Source organism: Microbacterium sp. NPDC056044 (assembly GCF_042267145.1).
Taxonomy (GTDB): domain Bacteria; phylum Actinomycetota; class Actinomycetes; order Actinomycetales; family Microbacteriaceae; genus Microbacterium.
On record NZ_JBHJWZ010000004.1, the window covers coordinates 550169 to 568883 of the forward strand.

Annotated in this window: 19 protein-coding genes; 8 read left to right on the forward strand and 11 right to left on the reverse strand. The window is 70.1% G+C overall.

Features of this window, described 5'->3' with window-relative positions:
• Nucleotides 1–12: 12 nt before the first annotated feature.
• Nucleotides 13–585 (forward strand): DUF4190 domain-containing protein, encoded by a 573-nt coding sequence (locus ACFC1I_RS14415; RefSeq protein WP_376010613.1) that lies wholly within the window; start codon nucleotides 13–15, stop codon nucleotides 583–585.
• A 66-nt stretch (nucleotides 586–651) separates the two neighbouring features.
• On the opposite strand, the gene ACFC1I_RS14420 is transcribed toward ACFC1I_RS14415, so the two are convergent.
• Nucleotides 652–1515, reverse strand: a complete 864-nt coding sequence (locus tag ACFC1I_RS14420; RefSeq protein WP_376010616.1) for a fumarylacetoacetate hydrolase family protein — start codon at nucleotides 1513–1515, stop codon at nucleotides 652–654.
• Nucleotides 1516–1600: 85 nt separating this feature from the next.
• Here ACFC1I_RS14420 and ACFC1I_RS14425 point away from each other — a divergent pair, with 85 nt between their 5' ends.
• From ACFC1I_RS14425 to ACFC1I_RS14435, 3 genes are all read left to right on the forward strand, one after another.
• Nucleotides 1601–2827: a PrsW family intramembrane metalloprotease gene (locus tag ACFC1I_RS14425; RefSeq protein WP_376010619.1), complete on the forward strand. Its 1227-nt coding sequence runs from the start codon at nucleotides 1601–1603 to the stop codon at nucleotides 2825–2827.
• Nucleotides 2828–3023: 196 nt separating this feature from the next.
• Nucleotides 3024–3392 carry an FKBP-type peptidyl-prolyl cis-trans isomerase gene (locus ACFC1I_RS14430; RefSeq protein WP_056370156.1) on the forward strand — a complete coding sequence of 123 codons (369 nt, stop codon included), beginning with the start codon at nucleotides 3024–3026 and terminating at the stop codon, nucleotides 3390–3392.
• A gap of 173 nt (nucleotides 3393–3565) precedes the next feature.
• Nucleotides 3566–4129 (forward strand): YceI family protein, encoded by a 564-nt coding sequence (locus ACFC1I_RS14435; RefSeq protein WP_376010621.1) that lies wholly within the window; start codon nucleotides 3566–3568, stop codon nucleotides 4127–4129.
• A 69-nt stretch (nucleotides 4130–4198) separates the two neighbouring features.
• Here ACFC1I_RS14435 and ACFC1I_RS14440 read toward each other — a convergent pair whose 3' ends face one another.
• Nucleotides 4199–4846, reverse strand: a complete 648-nt coding sequence (locus ACFC1I_RS14440; protein WP_376010624.1) for an NAD(P)-dependent oxidoreductase — start codon at nucleotides 4844–4846, stop codon at nucleotides 4199–4201.
• Between the two features lie 98 nt (nucleotides 4847–4944).
• Here ACFC1I_RS14440 and ACFC1I_RS14445 point away from each other — a divergent pair, with 98 nt between their 5' ends.
• Entirely contained in the window at nucleotides 4945–5892 is a 948-nt protein-coding gene (locus ACFC1I_RS14445; RefSeq protein ID WP_376010626.1) for an AraC family transcriptional regulator, read from the forward strand.
• A 22-nt stretch (nucleotides 5893–5914) separates the two neighbouring features.
• On the opposite strand, the gene ACFC1I_RS14450 is transcribed toward ACFC1I_RS14445, so the two are convergent.
• Entirely contained in the window at nucleotides 5915–6853 is a 939-nt protein-coding gene (locus ACFC1I_RS14450) for a DMT family transporter (protein WP_376010629.1), read from the reverse strand.
• Nucleotides 6854–7083: 230 nt separating this feature from the next.
• Between ACFC1I_RS14450 and rpsO the strand changes: the two genes are divergently transcribed.
• Nucleotides 7084–7353 carry a 30S ribosomal protein S15 gene (gene rpsO, locus ACFC1I_RS14455; RefSeq protein ID WP_005048780.1) on the forward strand — a complete coding sequence of 90 codons (270 nt, stop codon included), beginning with the start codon at nucleotides 7084–7086 and terminating at the stop codon, nucleotides 7351–7353.
• Between the two features lie 84 nt (nucleotides 7354–7437).
• Here the strand turns inward: rpsO and surE are convergent, their stop codons facing one another.
• From surE to ACFC1I_RS14480, 5 genes are all read right to left on the reverse strand, one after another.
• On the reverse strand, nucleotides 7438–8208 hold the full coding sequence (gene surE / locus ACFC1I_RS14460) for a 5'/3'-nucleotidase SurE (protein WP_376010632.1): 771 nt from the start codon (nucleotides 8206–8208) through the stop codon (nucleotides 7438–7440).
• On the reverse strand, nucleotides 8205–9227 hold the full coding sequence (locus ACFC1I_RS14465; protein ID WP_376010635.1) for a 1-phosphofructokinase family hexose kinase: 1023 nt from the start codon (nucleotides 9225–9227) through the stop codon (nucleotides 8205–8207). The genes surE and ACFC1I_RS14465 overlap by 4 nt, the downstream gene beginning before the upstream one ends.
• An 81-nt stretch (nucleotides 9228–9308) precedes the next feature.
• Nucleotides 9309–10331 carry an isopenicillin N synthase family dioxygenase gene (locus tag ACFC1I_RS14470; RefSeq protein WP_376010638.1) on the reverse strand — a complete coding sequence of 341 codons (1023 nt, stop codon included), beginning with the start codon at nucleotides 10329–10331 and terminating at the stop codon, nucleotides 9309–9311.
• A gap of 99 nt (nucleotides 10332–10430) precedes the next feature.
• Nucleotides 10431–11633 (reverse strand): oxygenase MpaB family protein, encoded by a 1203-nt coding sequence (locus tag ACFC1I_RS14475; RefSeq protein WP_376010641.1) that lies wholly within the window; start codon nucleotides 11631–11633, stop codon nucleotides 10431–10433.
• 170 nt (nucleotides 11634–11803) lie between these two features.
• Nucleotides 11804–12982, reverse strand: a complete 1179-nt coding sequence (locus tag ACFC1I_RS14480) for an acyltransferase family protein (RefSeq protein ID WP_376010643.1) — start codon at nucleotides 12980–12982, stop codon at nucleotides 11804–11806.
• 132 nt (nucleotides 12983–13114) lie between these two features.
• Between ACFC1I_RS14480 and ACFC1I_RS14485 the strand changes: the two genes are divergently transcribed.
• Nucleotides 13115–14611 (forward strand): carboxylesterase/lipase family protein, encoded by a 1497-nt coding sequence (locus ACFC1I_RS14485; protein ID WP_376010646.1) that lies wholly within the window; start codon nucleotides 13115–13117, stop codon nucleotides 14609–14611.
• Between the two features lie 13 nt (nucleotides 14612–14624).
• On the forward strand, nucleotides 14625–15506 hold the full coding sequence (locus ACFC1I_RS14490) for an alpha/beta fold hydrolase (RefSeq protein WP_376010648.1): 882 nt from the start codon (nucleotides 14625–14627) through the stop codon (nucleotides 15504–15506).
• A gap of 38 nt (nucleotides 15507–15544) precedes the next feature.
• Here the strand turns inward: ACFC1I_RS14490 and ACFC1I_RS14495 are convergent, their stop codons facing one another.
• Genes ACFC1I_RS14495 through ACFC1I_RS14505 form a run of 3 tightly spaced genes read right to left on the reverse strand, consistent with a single transcriptional unit; the run spans nucleotide 15545 to nucleotide 18688 of the window.
• Nucleotides 15545–16462, reverse strand: a complete 918-nt coding sequence (locus ACFC1I_RS14495) for a carbohydrate ABC transporter permease (RefSeq protein WP_376010651.1) — start codon at nucleotides 16460–16462, stop codon at nucleotides 15545–15547.
• On the reverse strand, nucleotides 16462–17400 hold the full coding sequence (locus tag ACFC1I_RS14500) for a carbohydrate ABC transporter permease (protein ID WP_376010653.1): 939 nt from the start codon (nucleotides 17398–17400) through the stop codon (nucleotides 16462–16464). The genes ACFC1I_RS14495 and ACFC1I_RS14500 overlap by 1 nt, the downstream gene beginning before the upstream one ends.
• A gap of 1 nt (nucleotide 17401) precedes the next feature.
• A complete protein-coding gene (locus ACFC1I_RS14505; RefSeq protein ID WP_376010655.1) occupies nucleotides 17402–18688 on the reverse strand; it encodes an ABC transporter substrate-binding protein in 1287 nt (428 codons plus the stop codon).
• Between the last annotated feature and the right edge of the window lie 27 nt (nucleotides 18689–18715).

An 18715-nucleotide genomic window follows, 5' to 3' on the forward strand; every position in this document is an offset into this window, starting at 1 on the left:
GAAAGGCGAGAAATGACCGATCCGCAGAACCCGGCCGCACCCGAGCCGCCGCAGCAGCCCGCGTCGCAGCCCACTGCGCCTCAGCCGCCCGCCGACGCGCCCCTGCCGCCCGCGGCCGAGCCGGCCGCTCCGGCGCCGGACTACGCAGCGCCGGCAGCCCCGGCACCGGACTACGCGGCCCCGGCCGCGCCCGCTGCCCAGCCCGAGTACGCGGCGGCACCGCCGGCGTACCCCGCAGCCGCTCCGGCCTACAACGCCGCGCCGCCGGCCGCCTACGGCGCACCGGGGCCCGACGCGCCCGTCCCGGGCAAGACCCTGGGCATCGTCGCATTCGTGCTGTCGTTCTTCCTTCAGCTCGTCGCGCTGATCCTCGGTATCGTCGCGCTCGTCCAGAGCCGCAAGGCGGGCGTCAAGAACGGCTTCGCCCTCGCCGCCATCATCATCTCGGCGGTGCTCATGGTGGTCGCGATCATCGTGACGATCATCATCGTGGTCGCGGTGGTGGGCGGGCTCGCGGCCGCGTGCGCCGAACTCGGCCCGGGAGTCTGGGAGCTGCAGGGCGGCGGCCAGATCACCTGCAACTGACGCAGCATCGACATCGAGGGGCGGGTCCGCGGCGCGGACCCGCCCCTCGTGTCGTCAGGCGCGACGTCAGTCGAGGATGCGGCAGTGCGTCGTGAGCGCGCCGATGCCGTCGATCCCGACGGTGACCGTCGAGCGGTCGCGGAGGAACACCTGCGGGTCCCGCGAGTAGCCGGCGCCGCCCGGGCTGCCGGTCGAGATCAGTGTGCCCGGCAGCAGCGTCGCCGACTTCGACAGGTGCGAGATGAGCGTCGAGACCGGCCGCACCATCTGGCCGGTGGTGGCGTCCTGCAGCGTGGTGCCGTCGAGCACCGTCCAGATGTGGAGGTCCTGCGGGTCGGGCACCTCGTCTGCGGTGACGACGAACGGACCCGTCGGCGTGAACCCGTCGAACGACTTGCAGCGCGACCACTGTGCCTCGGAGTACTGGATGTCGCGCGCCGTGATGTCATTGACCACCGTGTAGCCCCACACGTGGTCGAGCGCGTCCTCGGGGGAGACGTCCTTGGCCGGGGTGCCGATGATCACGCCGAGCTCGGCCTCGTAGTCGACCGACTCGCTGAGCGAGCGCGGCCAGATGGTGGTGTGGTCGTGCCCGGCGAGAGAGTTCGGCCAGAGCACGAACACAGTCGGCGTCGAGTCCGTCTTGAGGCCCAGCTCACTCGAGTGCGCAGCGTAGTTGAGGCCGATCGCGAGAATGACCGGTGGCGAGAGGACGGCGGACGCGAACCCCATTCCTTCGAGTGGATGCCTCGTCGCGGCGCCCGCCGCGTCGCGCACGCGGTCGAGCAGCTCGTCGCCGCCGGCGATGAGCTCCTCGAGCACGCGGGGGGCGCCGTCGAACAGCTCCGCGACGATCATCATCTCGTCGCCCTCGACGAGCGCGAGCCTCGGCTCACCCGAATCCGGCGGGACGACGTGGGCGAAGCGCATACCCTCCAACCTAGTCGCCGGGGTGCCGGCGCAGGCCCTCCACAGGCCGTGGCACCGGCGTCCGCCGCCCCCATAGGCTGTGCGCATGACGCTCGACCCCGGTGCCTCCCGTCCCCGGCCCTCACTCACGCCGCCCGAGTTCGCCTCGCCGCTCGCGCAGCCGCGCGTCGCCGCTCCGGCGGCGATCACGCCGCCCGCGACCTCGCCCGCACCCGTGCAGATCCCCGCGGAGGCGCCGGCGCGCCGCGGGCGCAGCGCGTCGATCTGGATCATCGGCGTCCTCGTGCTCGTGCTGATCGTGCTCGTCGCGTACTTCCTCGACGCGCTCGGCCCTGCGGCGTCCCTCATCGGCATGGTGCTCGCCGTCGTGCCCCTCGTGGGCGTGCTGTTCGCGGTGCGGCTCGTGGACCGGTGGGAGCCCGAGCCTCTCGGGCTGCTCATCCTGGCGATCGCGTGGGGTGCGGTCGCAGCCGTCGGCATCGCGCTCGGTGTCGACCTCGTGCTGTCGATGATGTTCGGCCCCGCGGCCGGGGCCCGCGAGGTGCTGCAGACGGTCGTCCAGGCGCCGGTCGTCGAGGAGTTCGCGAAGGGGCTCGGCGTCTTCCTCATCTTCGCGACCGCCCGGCGCGCGTTCGACGGTCCGATCGACGGCATCGTCTACGGAGCGCTGGTGGGCGCGGGCTTCGCGTTCACCGAGAACATCCAGTACTTCGCCGTGAGCTTCATCGAGGGCGGCGCCGCCGAGACGACCACGACGTTCTTCCTCCGCGGCATCCTCTCTCCGTTCGCCCACGTCATGTTCACCAGCGTCACCGGCTTCGCCCTCGGCCTCGCCGCGCGGCGAGGGCTGTCGGCGGGGCAGGCGATCGGGCCGGGCCTGGTCGGTCTCGCGGGCGCGATCGCCCTGCACGCGTTCTGGAACGGGTCGGCGATGTTCGGCGACTTCTTCTTCCTCTACCTGACGCTGCAGGTGCCGCTGTTCATCGGCTTCATCCTGGGCATCGTGGCGCTGCGACGCGAGGAGTCCCGCCTCACGCGGCGCCGGCTCGGCGAGTACGCCACCGCCGGCTGGTTCACCCCGCAGGAGGTCGACATGCTCGCGACCTCCGCCGGACGCAAGGCCGCGCTCGCGTGGGCGCGCACGCTGCGTGGCGACCGGACGCCGCTCATGAAGACCTTCATCACGGATGCCACGGCTCTGGCCGCGACCCGTCAGCGGGCGATCACCGGCCGCGACCCGCAGGCGGCGGCGGAGGAGCGCGACCTGCTCGCGAAGACCGCGGCGACCCGCGCGGCGATGTTCGCCCCCTGATCGCGGAACCGCGCAGAAGCCCCGGTACCAAGACTCAGCGCTCGGTGCCGCGGCGATGCCTGCGTGTCTACCGAGCGCTGAGTTGGTCTGCCCCCAGCATGCCGGGAGGCCCGCGCGGGTGTCAAGAGAACCCCGGCGGTTCCCCTGACGGCGAACTCGCTCGGCGCGCGCGGCCTGTCGATGGTTGGATGGACGCATGACTGACGACCGCACCAAGCCCGAGATCGACGCACCCGCCGGCCCGGCGCCGGCCGACCTCGTCGTCCGCGACATCGTCGTGGGCGAGGGCGCCGAGGCGAAGCCCGGCGACACCGTGACCGTCCACTACGTGGGCGTCGAGTACGAGACGGGCGAAGAGTTCGACTCGTCGTGGAACCGGGGCGAGAGCATCCAGTTCCCCCTCCGCGGCCTCATCCAGGGCTGGCAGGACGGCATCCCGGGCATGAAGGAGGGCGGTCGCCGCGAGCTCGTGATCCCGCCGCACCTCGCCTACGGTCCCGCCGGCGGCCACTTCCTCGGCGGCAAGACGCTGATCTTCGTCATCGACCTCATCAAGGTCGGCTGACCGACACCTCGATCGCCCGAAGGGACGGATGCCGCAGCATCCGTCCCTTCGTCGTCTTCCAGAGTTCGCCGGTAATTTGCATTCACGGGAATAGAACATCTGCAAGGCTGTGTTGGAGCCCGTATGCCCGTCGCCACGGGCGCCCCACACGGACCTGAACACGAAGGACGACCATGACCGACTCCACCACGATCGACGTTCCCGGCTACAAGGCGGGCACCTGGGTGCTGGACCCCGCGCACAGCGAGGTCACCTTCAGCGTGCGCCACATGATGATCTCGAAGGTGCGCGGCACCTTCGGCATGAAGAGCGCGACCCTCGTCGCCCCCGAGAACCCGCTCGAGGCGAAGGTCGAGGCGTCGGTCGACGTCACCTCTGTCGACACCAAGGACGAGGGCCGCGACAACCACCTGCGCTCGGCCGACTTCTTCGACATCGAGAACCACCCGACGATGGAGTTCGTCTCGACCGGCGCGCGCGTCGAGAAGGGCGACTTCCTCGTCGACGGCGACCTGACCATCCGCGGCATCACCAAGCCCGTCACGTTCGAGTTCGAGTTCGGCGGCTTCGGCGTCGACCCGTGGGGCAACTACAAGGCGGGCGCGACGGCCAAGACGGTCGTCAACCGCGAGGACTTCGGCCTCACGTGGAACGCCGCCCTCGAGACCGGCGGCGTGCTGGTCGGCAAGGACGTCACCATCACGCTCGACCTGCAGGGCGCGCTCCAGCAGGACTGACCCTCTCGCACGTGCAGAAGAGTGGATGCCTCGCCCCGAGGCATCCACTCTTCTGCGTGTTGTGCGCGGTCAGCCCGACACCGATACCGTCTCGCGCACGCTGAGCGCGCCCTCGACGAGGTCGGCGTGGACGTGCGCCACCCCGCGGCGCGCGACCTTGCTGCGGCGGATCGAGCCGTCGATCGACGTGAAGTGTTCGGCCGAGTCGCCGTCGGTGAGGTACACCGGCTGCACGATGGTCCAGTCCAGCTCGGAGCCGCGCAGCACGCCCTCCTGGATCTCGGAGTCGATGATCTGCGGGCGGATGAGCAGCGCGAACAGCATGCGGTCGGTCAGGCGCAGGAGCGACCGCGTGTCGCCCACGCCGTACGACGACTGCACCACGAGGCGGCGGACGCCGGCTCGGCGCGCAGCCGCCACGATCTCGGCGGTGCCCTTCGACCGGACATCGTTGCGCGTGCCCTGAGCGCCGCGCAGCCTCACGCGCAGCGTCGGCTCCGAGATGCCCAGCGTGACGACGATCGCGTCGTGCCCGGGGACCACCGCATCGAGGACGGACGCCCGGGTGGTGTCGCCGTCGACGCGCTCGAGGCCCGGGCGAGCGGGGAGGGCGGACGCGTGGCGAGCGAGCGCCGTCACACGGTGCCCGCGTTCGAGGAGGGCGTCGCAGACGGCGCGGCCGGATCCGCCGGTGGCGCCGATGACGAGGATGTTCATGAGGGTCTCCCTTCGGTGGTGCTCCCACCCTCGCAACAGTGGCCCGGATGATCTATCGTCAGGAGTACGCATTTCATGATCGATCGTCCGGAGAGCGTATGAGCGTCGCGATGCCGTGGGAGAGCGAGGACGCCTTGACGGCGGCCCTCTACCGGGTGCGCATGCGCGGAGCGTTCTACTCGTGGACCGAGGCGTCGACGGAGTGCGCCGTCGAGATGCCGCAGTTCGCGGGCACGCTGAGCTTCCACATCGTCGCGCACGGCACGGCGTATCTCGAGGTCGACGGTGCCGAGCCGGTGCGTCTGGCGGCCGGTGAGCTCGCCCTCGTGCCGCGCGGCATCGGGCACCGCGTCGCGACGACGCCCGGCGCCGAGGTGGTCGGCCGCGCCGACCTCCTGCCTCAGGTGATGCTCGGCGATGCGTTCTCCGTGCTGCGCATCGGGCCCGAGGTCACCGAGCCGCCGCTGGCGCTGCTGTGCGGCGTCGTCGCCTTCGACTCGCCGGCGGTCGACGACATGCTCGCCGTGCTCCCGCCGATCGTCACCGTCGACTCGGCCCGCCACCCCGTGATGGCGGCGCTGCTGCCGCTGCTGGCCCGAGAGCTGCGCGAGCCCAAGCCGGGCGGCGACGCCGTCGCCACGCGTCTGGCCGACGTCCTCGTCGTCGAGACGGTCCGGGCCTGGCTGGCCGATGAGCGCGCCGATTCGAACGGGTGGCTCGCGGCGCTGCGCGACCCGCAGCTGGGCGCAGCGCTCGCCGCGGTTCACCGCGATCCGGGGCATCCGTGGACTCTCGACGCCCTCGCGCGGCGCGCGACGATGTCGCGGTCGGTGTTCGCGGCGCGGTTCGCGTCCGTCGTGGGGATGCCGCCGATGGCGTACGTGTCGGCGGCGCGCATGCGCGGTGCGCGCGCGATGCTCGCCGAGGGGAGGAGCGTGGCCGCGGTCGCCGCCGCGCACGGCTACGGATCCGAAGCGGCCTTCAGTCGTGCTTTCACGCGCGTGACGGGCGAGACCCCGGGGCGCGTGCGCCGCGGCGCGGCCTGAGGCCGCAGGCCCGCCGCAAGCGTCAGACGCGTGAGCGGGGACGGAGCCGGTCCTGCGCGAGCAGGATGCCGAGGAACACCACGAGCGCGCCGACCGGCTCGTTCCACGTGACCGTCTCGCCGAGGATCAGGATGCCGAGGATCACGCCGACGACCGGCGTGATGTAGGTGACGGTCGAGGCGCGGGTCGGGCCCCACGCGCGCACGGTGTTCTGGTTCCACACGTACGCGATGCCGGTGCCGAGGCAGCCGAGCAGCAGCAGGCTCACGACGATCGGCACGTCGAGCCGCACCGGCGTCAGCACGAGGAACGGCGTGAGCAGCGCCATGACGACGCCGGCCATCGCGATGTACCCGAACGTGAACGCCAGCGCCGACATGCCGGTGTTCGAGACGAAGCGCCGCATATAGGCGAAGCTGAAGCCGTAGCTCGCGGTCGCGCCGAGGATCGCCAGTTCGGCGACGAGGCTGCCGTCCAGCGCGATGCCCTGCCACGGGGCGATGATCACCACGACACCGAGGATGCCGACGCCGATCCCGAGGACCTGCAGGGCCTTGAGCCGCTCGACGCGGAACACCAGCCACGCCATGATCGCGGTCATGATCGGCGTGGTTGCGTTGAAGATGCTGGCGACGCCCGAGCTGACGTGCTGCTGGGCCCTCGAGAACAGCAGGAACGGGATGACGCAGAACGTGAGGCCGAGCACGGTGAGATGCGCCCACACCCTGATGCTGCGCGTCAGGTGCTCGCGCCGCAGGAGCACGAGGGCGCCGAGCGTCAGCGCGCCGAGGAGGATGCGTGTCCACGCGACCTGCGCGGGGGAGATGCCGGTGAGCGACACCTTCATGAAGAGGAAGCTCGCGCCCCACACGATCCCGGCGAGCACGAACTGCACCGTGATCCAGCGCGGGGACGGCAGTCGCTCGGCACGTACCGCCGGGGGAGTTCGCGTCGTGGTCACGCAGGCCACGGTACGCCCGCCCGCCGACGCCCGAACCCGGGATGGGATGCGACGTCCGAAATCCGCCGATGTGCGGCGGTCAGGCTACGCACCCGCGCCGACGACGGCGCGTTCGCCGCGGCATCCGTTCGCTGGTAGACTCTTCAGGTTGCCGTTGGATCGGCCGCGGAGAAAGAGAGCTCGCACATCGGGTGACGGGCACCGCGCAACAAGCAGAGAGGGGATCACCTATGGCACTGGAAGCAGACGTCAAGAAGGCGATCATCGAAGAGTACGCGACGCACCCCGGTGACACCGGATCCCCCGAGGTGCAGGTCGCGATGCTGACGCAGCGCATCAAGGACCTCACCGAGCACCTCAAGGAGCACAAGCACGACCACCACTCGCGTCGTGGTCTGTTCCTGCTCGTCGGTCAGCGCCGCCGCCTGCTGGGTTACCTGCAGGACATCGACATCAACCGTTACCGCTCGCTCATCGAGCGCCTCGGTCTCCGTCGATAAGGCATCGACCAGCGTTCAATCGCGCAAAACATTCTTGGAAGGCCTCCCCACGGTGTGGGGAGGCCTTCATCGTTCCCGGGCGTCTCAGCGCGACGGGCGAGCGGATGCCTCGACCCGGGCGAACCCCAGCGGCACGTGCGAGACCGGGTCGAGGCCGGTGAGCGTCACCCAGCCCTCGGCGAGGTAGGCGGCGTCGCTGCCCGGCTCGGGCGTGTTCGGCAGGTCCTCGACAGCGAGCCGGATGTGCCCGGCGTCGCGCTCGGTGAGCGTGGTCTGCACGATGCCGAAGGGCGCGAGCGATGCCTCGACGATGCCCCGGTTCGTCGGCGCGTTCGGCGCGTTGAGGTTCACCACCGTGCCCCGCGGGCGCTCGAGGACGAAGGGCAGGATGTCGAGGGCGGCGGCGGCCGCGGCATCCCAGTGGAACTCGGTGGGGTTCATGCCGACGTCGAGCGAGATCGCGACGCCCCATGCGCCGTTCAGCCCGCCGGTGAGCGCTGCGCCCACGGTGCCGGAGTGGAGGATGGCGCGGCCGACGTTCGCGCCGTGGTTCACCCCCGAGAGCACGAGCTCTGCCGGATCGCCGAACGCGCCGTGCGCGGCGATGAGTGCGACGAGCCCGGGCCCGCCGCGCACCGCGAACGCGGGCACGCCGTCGAGTCCCGGGAGTCTGCGCTGTTCGATCGCGATGCGGCCGTCCTCTTCGGCGGCGACGATCGAGGCGCTCGTCCCGCTCGACTGCCGCATCGGGGCGGCGACCGTCACGTCGAGCCCGGCGGTGCGCGCGGCCTGTGCGAGGGCGTGGAGCCCCGGCGCGTCGATGCCGTCGTCGTTGGTGATGAGGGTGCGGGTCATCGCGGCACCTCCGCGTCGGGGTCCTGCGGATCGGCGAGCGCGGCCAGGCCGTCGGGGCTCACGTGTCCGGTGACCGGCTGGGTGACACCGGCGGCCGAGTCGTCGACGAGCGGGCGGACGGTCACCGCCTCGCGCAGCTGCGCGATCGCATCCGGATCACCGGTGCCGAGGCCGTGCCGCGTGACGTTGAGCGCGCCCGCGGCAGCGCCCGTCACGACGGCCTCGCGCGCCGACTCACCGCGCGCGATGCCCGCGGCGACGCCCGCGGTGAGGGAGTCGCCTGCGCCGCGCGTGTCGGTCACCTCCATCCGCGGGGCCTCGACCTCGACGAATCCGTCGGCGTCGAGCAGCAGGAGCGGCTTGCTCGCGCGCGACACGATGACGGCATCGGCGCCCCGCCGATGCAGGTCTCGCATGGTCGCCAGCAGCGTCGCGGGGGAGTCGTCGGTGAGCAGGCCGTCGGCGACGAGCTCCTCGTCGCTCACCTTCAGCACGTCGACGCCGCCTTCGAGCGCGGCCACCAGACGTTTGCTCGCGAGGTCGACGACGACCTTCGCGCCGCCGGCACGCAGGTCGGCGGCCAGCCGGCGGTAGGTGTCGGCGGGCAGCGTCTCGTCGCCGGCCGGACCGCTCAGGATCACGAGACCCGACTCGAGTCCGTCCCGCAATGCGACGCCGTAGAGCTCGTCGAGGTCGTGGCGGGCGAGCGGCTCGCCGGCGGCTTCGGCGATGATGCGGCGCTCGCCGCCTCGGCGGTCATGGACGTACGCCGAGCCGGTGCCCTCGCGCTCGACCCCGACGACGGTGAGGCCTTCGTCTTCGAGCAGGTGGCGCAGCATCCGTCCGATCTCACCGGTGAGGGCGCAGCACATCGTGACCGAGGCGCCCAGCCGGACCAGCATGCGGGCCTGCCACACACCTTGACCGCCGGCGTGCAGGTGGATGTCGGGCTCGCCGTCGTGCTCCTCGACGGTGACGGTGAGCGTCGGGGACGGTGCGAAGATCGTGACGTCGCTCATGTCTTCGACGCTACGAAAGCGCGAGCGCGGCGACGACCCCCTTGCGGGCGCCGCAGAGGTCGTGCAAGGACTAGGAAGCGATCAGAGGGATGCTGCGGCCCGGGCCGCGACGAGATCCGCATGGTGGATCTCGGCGACATCGGGATGCGCGCGCAGTCGCGACTTCAGCGCGTTCTCGCCATAGAGCGCGTGGATCGGGTTGGACGGATCCTGCGTCACTCCGCGCGCCTGCGCCGCGAGCTCGACGGGCAGCTCGATGAGCGGCAGGCGCTTGTCGAGGGCGGGGTTGAAGAAGAACGGCACCGAGATGCGGTCGTCGGGGAACCGGGGCGAGATCACGCGGTGCTTCGTCGCGATGAGGTAGCCCTGCGTCGCGTACTCGAGCAGCTCGCCGATGTTGACGACGAACGCGCCGGGCACCGGGGGAGCGTCTACCCACTCGCCGTCCCGCTCCACCTGCAGGCCGCCCGTGCCGGGCTCGACCCACAGCAGCGTCAGCACGCCCGAGTCCTTGTGGGCGCCGACGCCCTGCTGCGGCGTGGGGTCCTCCTTGCCGGGGTAGCGGACGATCTTGATGAGCGTCGAGGGCTCGCCGAAGTGCTCGTCGAAGTAGTTCTCGGGGGCGCCGAGCGACAGCGCCCACGCGCGCAGCAGCCGGCGGGCGACCCCCGAGAGGTGGTCGTGCCACTCCGAGACGACCTCGCGGAGCTCGGGCTGCGCGTCGGGCCACAGGTTCGGGCCGATGAGGCGTGAGAAGTCGGGGGCGTCGGCGTCGGTGACGGCCTCACGCTCGGGACCGATGTCGATCTGCTCGCGCCAGTCGACCTTGCCCTGCGTGCGCTCGCCGCCGACGCGGGTGTAGCCGCGGAAGTGCGGGCTGTTGACGTTCTCGATCGCGAGCTTGTCTGCCTCGGGGAGGGCGAAGAAGTCGCGCGCCGCCCCGTGCAGGCGTGCCTCCAGCTCGGGGGACACTCCCGTGCCGGTCAGGTAGAAGAAGCCGACGTCGTGGGTCGCGGCGCGCAGGTCATCGCGGAACTGCGCGGCCGCCTCGGGGCCCGCGTCGAGCCGGGAGAGGTCGAGGATCGGCAGGTTGAGGTCGGTCATGGTGCGAGAGTAGGCGGCGGTCGCAGCATCCGTCCCGTTTGTTGCCGAGGGTTACCGCCGCGATGACCGGGCCGGTGTGCGGCCCGGCCATCGCGGTCCTCACGGGGTCGGGCGGTTCATGTCGGGGATCGTGATCGGAGTGGTCAACCCCGACTGCCCCCGGTTGAGGAACGCCATGGCGATGCCGCGCAGCAGCTGGTCGAACAGGTAGAAGTTCGCGGGCATGAGCGGCAGCAGCCCCTCGCGGAACGCGATGTAGCTCGGCCAGCCGACCCGGATCGTCGCGGCCGACACGTAGTCGCGCTTGAGGCCCAGCCAGTCGCCGATGTCGTTGCCGAGCTGATAGCGGACGAACTCGTTGAGGAAGCCGCGCGTCACGCCGAGGTCGACCTGCGCAGTGAGACCGAGGAGCGTCTCGGCGAGCTCCTGGCCTTCGGGGGTCCACGAGAGCTTGGGCGTGAGGATCTGCGCGGCCTGCGCGTGCGCCGCGTCCCACGTCGCCGGGATGTACTCGTCGTGCACGCCGAGGAAGTGCAGCGCCACCTGCCAGGAGTGCAGGAAGGCGTCTTGGTCGGCCGTCGACATCGGCACCCGCCACTCCTTCAGCTTCTTGTGCGCGAAGGTGCCGGTGCTGTGGAACGTCACGAGGATGTCGTGGTTACTGATCGGGATCTGCTCGTCGTGGCCGCTCGCCTGCCAGTGCGGCGACTGCGGCAGGAGGTGGCGCACGGCGGAGTGGACCATGCGCGTCTTGTTCGACGTCACCATGAACTGGCCGGTCCGTTCGAAGGCGTTGATGTCGCTGAGGTCGTAGCCGAAGCTGAACGTCTTCGCCGCGCGGTCCTGCATGTCGGCGCCGCCCTTGGAGTGATACACCGAGCGCGCCTCACGCGGGATGACGGTGCTCATGATGCCGCCGCCGATGCCGTAGATCAGGAACAGGTACGTGTCTTTGCGGCGGTTGAAGTCGGCCGCGCGCCGCAGCTTCGTCCGGTCGGCCCACGCCGGCAGCTGCGTCGAGCTCTGGAGGAAGCTCGCCAGCTCCGGCGGCAGCCCGGTGGGGACCGGCTGCCAGTTGTTGACCCAGGGGAGGATCGCGTCGTTGACGGCGGCGGTCTGGCCGTTGCTGATCATGGCGGCGATGATGCGGTCGAGGTCGTCGTCCCAGACCCACTGCGGGTCGACGCCCGAGCCGGTGCCGAGCACCGACCCGGCGGGCGACCACGACCACGCCGCTTTGGGGACGGCGACACCGGCGAGCCCGAGCGCTGCTCCCAGGGTCAGGACGGAACGTCTGGTCATTTCAGGCATGGGGGTACCCGCTTCCCGACAGGGGACGGATCACGCCCGGCGTCATCCTCGACGCCGGTTCCCGCGTGTCGATCCATCCAGGACGAATGTGATTCGCCGTTAACATATGGTCTGCGGGCGCGCCGCACAACCCCCTCTTGTCCAGGGGTTTCGGAACGGAGTCAGCCGTTCTGCCGCGGATCGGGTCGCGGCATCCGCGATTCCTCCCGCGGTCGGCGCGAACCTGTGGGGTCGTTGCGGCGGCCTTCGCGCCGGGCGAGCGTGGCGTCGGCGAACAGCCACGTGGGGCGCGGCTCGACCAGCGGGCGGAAGACGCGGCGCACGGGTCTGGTCGCGAGTCCGAGCGCGATGAGCACGGACCCGACGATCACGAGAGGCAGCCAGAGCCACGTCGGCTCGGCGTTGCGCAGCAGGCCGTTCTCGCGGAACGGGTAGAGCACGAACGAGTGCAGCAGATAGACGTACATCGTGTACTGGCCGAAGTGCGTCCACCAGTGCGTCTCGCGCGGCACGAGCGCGAAGAACGCGGCCGACAGCACCACCGCGACGCCCATCAGTGCGAGGCGCACGCCGCCGGCCCACCACTGGGTGCCGCCGATCGACGCGTAGTTCTCGTCGTAGAAGAGCCACTCCCTGAGGTTCATCGCGCGCCAGTCGTCGACGAAGAACCACGCCGCCCAGCCGGCGACGGCGAAGAGCCCGAGGCCCCCGGCGAGCGCCCACCACGGCCGCCGGTCGAGCAGCCGAAGGCGCGCGACGATGTCGTGCTCGCGCAGCCACCAGCCCAGCGTGAAGAAGGGCAGGAGGCCCAGCGTCCGCGACAGCGAGAAGGTCGAGCCGATGTTGGGCAGGTAGCCCGCGCCGATCGAGATCACCACGGTCCACACGAGCGGCCATCGCAGCAGCGCGAGATAGGGGAGCACGAGCCGGAAGATGCCGAGCGCAAGCAGGAACCACAGCGTCCACGACGGCTGGGTGATGTTCGGGTTCGCCTGGCCCTCGACGATCCACTTGGTGAGGGTCCACAGTCCCTCGAACACGAGGTACGGCACCAGGATGTCGGTGATCACGCGCGCCATCTGCGTCTTGGTCGGGGCGTCCGACTTCGAGAAGTAGCCCGAGATGATCGCGAATGCCGGCATGTGGAACGCGTAGATGACGAGGTACAGGCCCAGCGCGATGTCGGAGTCGTAGGTCAGCCGCTGCACCGCGTGGCCGAGCACGACGAACACGATGCACGCGAAGCGCGCGTTGTCCCAGAACGGCGTGCGGCGCCGCGGACGGGCGACGGATCCCGTGGGGGTCGCCGTCGCCGGGGGCGGAACGCTGCTGCCGGTCATCGTCACCTCTCGCCGGGGCGCAGACCACACTAGCCGCGTGCTGCGCGCCGCGCTTTCGCTTGACACCGAGTCCCGCGCTGGCTGAGTCTGAGTACGAGCGTGCCGACGGCGGTCGCCGGGAGGGAATCACCGATGACGGATGCTGCGACCCACGCGGGCTCGACGGACTCGGCGACCACCCGTCCCGTCGTGACGGTGAGCACCGGCGCCGTCCGCGGCACCCGCGAGGGTGCGCTCGACCGCTTCCTGGGCATCCCCTACGCTGCCCCGCCCGTGGGTGAGCGCCGCTTCCGGGCTCCGCAGGCCGCGCAGGCCTGGGAGGGGGAGCGGGATGCCTCGGCCTTCGGCCCGACCGCACCGCAGCGTCCGTACAGCCCCGCGATCGCGAAGTACCTGGACTCCGTCGAGGTGCCCGGCGACGACATCCTCACCGTGAACGTGTGGGCGCCCGCGGACCGTGCGCCGGGCGCGGCGCTGCCCGTGCTGGTGTTCGTGCACGGCGGTGCGCTCACGCGCGGGACGACGGCGCTTCCCACCTACGACGGCGAGCGCTTCGCGCGGCACGGCATCGTGCACGTCTCGATCCAGTACCGGCTCGGGCAGGAGGGCTTCGCGGTCCTCGACGACGTGCCGCAGAACCTCGGCGTGCTCGACCAGCAGGCGGCCCTGCGCTGGGTGCGCAGCGAGATCGCAGCGTTCGGCGGCGACCCCGCCCGGGTCACCGTGATGGGGCATTCGGCGGGCGCCAACACCCTGACGGCTCTCCTCGCCCTCCCGCACGCGAAGGAGCTGTTCGACCGCGCGATCCTGCAGTCCGGTCCGCTCGAGGCCCGGCCGCCCAAGAAGGCGGGCCGCATGTCGCGCGAGATCGCGAAGCGCCTCGAGGTGGCCACCACCCGTGCGGGATTCTCGTCCGTGCCGGCGGACGAGCTCGTCGCGCAGCAGACCGCGCTCGCCGCGGGCGGCTCGCCCCTCGGCGGCGGGCCGACGGTCGCGCTGGCGATCGGCGGCGAGGCCGTGCCCCGCAATCCGCTGCACGCCTTGATCGAGGGCGAGGGCCGCGGCATCCCGGTGCTCATCGGCTCGACGAGCGAGGAGTACCGGCTGTGGCTCGTGCCGTCGGGGGCGGTCGACAAGGCGAGTTGGCTCACCGTCGCCCTCGCGCGGCTGGCAGCCCGGGTCCCTGCCCGCATCGTGCGTGCCCACCGTGCGCGCCGATACGGCGCGAAGCCGGGCGAGGTGCTGGGCGAGGTGATCACCGACATGCTGCTGCGCGGTCCGATCACGCGGTTCGCCGACAGCCGCGTCGGCGCGGACGCGTCGCCCACGTGGGTGTACGAGTTCCGGTGGCGGAGCCCCGTCGACGCGCTGGGCGCCGCGCACGTCATGGAACTCGGGTTCGTGTTCGACCGGCTGGGCGAGCCCGACGCGATCGGCATCGGCGGTCCCGACGGACCGCAGACCCTGGCCGACGCGATGCACGGGGCGTGGGTGTCGTTCGTGGTCGACGGCGATCCGGGCTGGGAGGCGTGGTCGGCGCGCCGGCCGGTGCAGGCGTTCGACGCCGACGGCGGCCACATCGACTACGCGCCGCGCCAGAACGAGCTCGACGGCCTTCCCGAGGGGTAGTCTCGCAGGCGCGATGACGACGATCGACGACGCTCTCCAACGCGACCAGGCCATTGGCGACCGCGACTGGCACGTGTTCCCCGCCGGCACCGAGCGCGATGTCTTCCGTGCTCCGAGCGGCGGCCTCGCGCGAGTGCGCCTGGGCGACCCCGATGCGCCCCGCGTGCTGCTCGTGCCGGGCGTGGCCGGATCCAAGGAGGATTTCGTCCTGCTGTTCCCGCTGCTCGCCGCCGCCGGATACCGGGTCGAGTCGTACGACATCGCAGGCCACTACGAGTCGGCCGCCGCCGGCCCGCAGCACCTCGACCCCCCGCGCGACGCGTACGACTACGCGCTGTTCGTCGACGACCTCGTCGCGATCCTCGAGGACGGCGGTGCGGCGCACGTCCTCGGCTACAGCTTCGCGGGGCTGGTCACCGAACTCGCGCTCGTCGCGCGTCCCGAACTCTTCCGCAGTCTGACGCTCATGGCCGCCCCGCCCGCGACCGGGCAGGTGTTCCGCGGCGTGAAGCACATCGGGCCGATCTCCGACATGTCCCCCCATCGCGCGGCGGGCCTGATCCTGTGGGGCATCCGTTACAACCTCAACCGCACACCCCCGGGACGCATCGCCTTCGTGCGCGAGCGTCTCGGCGTGACCGGTCGTGCGTGCATCGACGACGTCGTCGGCCTCATGATGACGACGCCCGACTTCGCCGACGACGTGGCGGCCACCGGCATCCCGAAGCTCATCGCCGTCGGCGACCAGGATCTCTGGCCGCAGGCGCAGCACGAGGCCTACGCCGCGCGCATCGGCGCCCGCGTCGCGACGTATCCGACTGGCCACGCGCCGTGCGAGACCGCCCCGCACCAGCTCACGCGCGACATGCTGCGGCTCTTCGCCGACGCGCAGTGAGGGGTGGATGCCGCGGGCCGCGGCATCCACCCCTTATCTCACTTGATCGAGCCCCGCGTGACGCCCGAGATCACCCAGCGCTGGCTGAAGATGTAGACGATGAGCAGCGGCGCCATCGCCATCAGGTAGGACGCGAACGCCACCGTGTAGTCGGTGTTGAACTGCCCCTGGAAGACGTACTGCGCGAGCGACAGCGTCCGCGCCGAGGGCTCGGTGAGCACGACGAGCGGCATGATGAAGTCGTTCCACGCCCACACACACGTGAGGATGCCGACCGTCGCGTTCATCGGCATGAGCAGCGGGAAGATCACCTGCCAGAACACCCTCCACGTCGAGGCGCCGTCGACGCGTGCGGCCTCTTCGAGCTCGATCGGAATCGAGCGGATGTAGGCCGTGTAGATGAAGATGTTCAGCGACAGCCCGTAGATCGTGTAGAGGATGATCATGCCCGCTTGGTTGTCGAGTCCCAGGATGGACGTCTGCTTGACGAGCGGGAGCATGATGATCGGGAACGGGATGAACAGCGCCGCCAGCAGGTAGAAGAACACGCCCTTGAAGAACGGGCGATGGATGTTGCGTGCCAGCGCGTACGCCACGATCGAGCTCGTCAGCAGTGTGAACGCCACCGAGCCGACGGTGATGATCGCCGTGTTCAGCAGCGCCTGCGGAAAGCTCGTCCGCACCCAGGCGTCAGCGAAGTTCTCCCACCGGATCGGGTTCGGCAGTTCGAACCCGGTGCCCTCGGTCAGCTGATCCGGCGTCTTGAGAGCGACGACGACCGCCAGGTACAGCGGGATCAGCACGGTGAGCGAGCACACCGCGATGAGAGCCGTCGCCCACCAGTTGGTCTTGCGCGTGTCATCGTCAGGCTCCCTGCGACGCTTGCGGCGATCGTTCGCCGTGACGGCGTCGACCTCCTGCTCGAGCTGGGACGCGGTGTTGGTCATGGTGGTCATCAGAAGTCGGCCTCTCTGCGCTGAAGGACCCGGAACTGCAAGAGCGAGACGACGGTGATCACGATGAAGAAGATCACCGCGTTGGCCGTCTGGTAGGCGAACTCGCCGCCCGAGAAGCCGCCCCGGAAGATGAGCAGCGTCACCGATTCGGTCGACGTGCCCGGGCCGCCGTTGGTGAGGGCGACGATCGGGTCGAAGACCTGGAGGAACCCCTTGAGGCTCAGCACCACGTTGATGGTGAAGAAGGCGCCGATGAGGGGGAAGGTGATCGACCGGAACTGCCGCCACGGGCTGGCGCCGTCGAGGGACGACGCCTCGTACAGCTCCGACGGAATCGTCTGCAGCCCCGACAGGTAGATGATGATCGCGAAGGCGCACGCCTGCCAGACGGCGAGTGCGACGATCGCGGTCCACGCCCACGTCTCGTTGGTGAGGATGTTGTCGCGGAACAGCGGGATGCCCGAGAGGATCTTCGGCAGCGAGTTCGAGAAGAAGAACTGGAACACGTAGCCGATCACGAGGATCGCGAGGATGTAGGGCACGAAGTACACGCCGCGCCAGAAGTTTCGCGCCTTGATCTTCGCGTTCAGTCCGAGGGCGATCGCCAGCGAGAACACGTTCGTGAGGATCGTCGCGACGATGGCGAACAGGAACGAGAAGCCATAGGCCTGCAGCACGCGGTCGTCTTTGAACAGGTTGAGGTAGTTCGACAGACCCACGAAGTTCCAGGCGCCATAGCCGGCGTAGTTCGTGAAGCTGAAGAAGATGCCCACCACGACCGGGAGGGTGTGGAACGCGGCGAACGCGATGACCGCGGGCCACACCATCCAGTAGTAGGTGGGGAGGGCACGCGAGGAGTCGCTGCGCGTGCGGGTCGCACGCTTGCGCGCGGTGCCGACCGGAGTGGACCGAACGGCTTGGGTGAGGGTGGTGGCCATGTCATTCTCCCGTCACGGGGATCGTGCGGGCGGCCACTTTGGCCCACTCGCTGTCGAGGGTCTGGAGCGCCTTCTGGGCGTCCCCGTCGAACAGGAACTGCTGGTCGGTGGGGATGAGCGGAAGGGCGGGCGGGATCTGGTGGTCGATGAAGCCGGTGATCCGCTGATCCTCGAAGTACGGCCGCACCGACTGCAGCGCGGGATCGTCGCTGAGCTCGGCGCCCTCGACCGAGGGCACCATGTTCTGCGAGGCGGCGAACTTCTCGATCACCTCCGGCTGGAACACGTAGTCGATGAAGCGCATCGCCGCGTCGTGCTTGGGGCTGTCCTTTCCGAGGGTGAAGACGACGTCGACGCCCGAGACGAGGAGGCTCTCACCCGGCTCGTCGGTGGGGTAGGGGAAGATCCCCATCCGGATGTCGGGGTTCACCTGCTTGATCGGGTTGGTGGCCCAGATGCCTTGCAGCAGCATCGCCGACTCGCCGCGTGCGAACGCGGCGTTGCCGTCGTCGTAGGTCTTGCCGCGGTAGCCGTCCTGCATGTACGAGTACAGCTGGTATTGGCGATCCATCGCCTCGGCGAAGTCCTTCTCGAATGACACCTCGGAGTCGGGGCCGACGTTCTCGCCCTCTTCGCGCATCTTGTCGAAGAAGCCGTCCTGCGCCGGGTAGGCTCCCAGCGCGTTCCACGAGGGAATGCCGGTCCACGAATCCGCGAGCGTGCCGTAGAACGGCTGGATGCCGGCATCCTGCAGTGCGTCGCACACGGCGATGAACTCGTCCCAGGTCTGCGGGACCTCCAGCCCCTGCTCCTCGAAGATGTCCTGGTTGTAGATCACACCGTTGGCGTTGTTGACGTAGCCGAGCCCGTTCACCTCGTCGCCGTAGGTGCCGAGGTCGGCGAGGATGTCCTGCACGGCGGGGCTGATCGTGTCGAGCACCGGCTCGTTCGAGAAGTCGTAGAACACGCCGGCCTGGGCGAGCCGGCCGAAGTTGCCGTTCGCGTTGAGGGTGATGACATCGGGGATGCGATCCTTCACCAGCAGCGTTCGGATCGCCGTATCGGCATCCGCGACCTGGTTCTGGACCACCTTGATGTCGGGGTTCTCCGCCTCGAAGCCCGCGATGATCTCGTTGAAGTCCTCGAGCGCCTCGCCCTTGAACTGGAAGAAGTTCAGGGTCGTCACGCCGTCGGCGGGGTTCTGGGCGCAGCCGCCGACGGCGACGGCGGCTGCGGCGGCGACCGCGACCGCGAACGGCCGGATCCATCGTCGGTGAATGGTTCTCATCGTGCGCCTCCTTGCGCGTGGGGTGGG